At 38.9% G+C, this 280-nt stretch carries 1 pseudogene; it reads left to right on the top strand.

Annotated elements, in window-relative coordinates:
* Positions 1 to 280: pseudogene (locus AAEY68_RS20930) on the top strand (2Fe-2S iron-sulfur cluster-binding protein); the annotation flags it as partial.

Raw genomic sequence — 280 nt, 5'->3', positions numbered from 1 at the left:
CCCTTTGCATATTTTTCACAGTGCTAAAAATAAACAGCAGCGTGCGTTTTATAACGAGCTAAAAACACTTGCAGATACGAGTGTCGGGGCAATTGATTACTACTCACTTTTATCGCAGCCTGAGCTTGATGAAAAGCAAGGCAATGGCTCTAATTTAAAAGATGAGAGCTTTAACTTAAAAGACGAAAGCTTTGATTTAAAAGGGCGCATAAATGCGGATGTGTTTAGGTATTATTTACCACTTGATGATTACGAGTTCTTTTTATGCGGACCTGCTGCG

Source organism: Pseudoalteromonas sp. RB2-MNA-CIBAN-0110, assembly GCF_040309305.1.
Classification (GTDB): Bacteria; Pseudomonadota; Gammaproteobacteria; order Enterobacterales; family Alteromonadaceae; genus Pseudoalteromonas; species Pseudoalteromonas arctica.
This window is presented reverse-complemented; position numbering and strand designations above follow the sequence as displayed.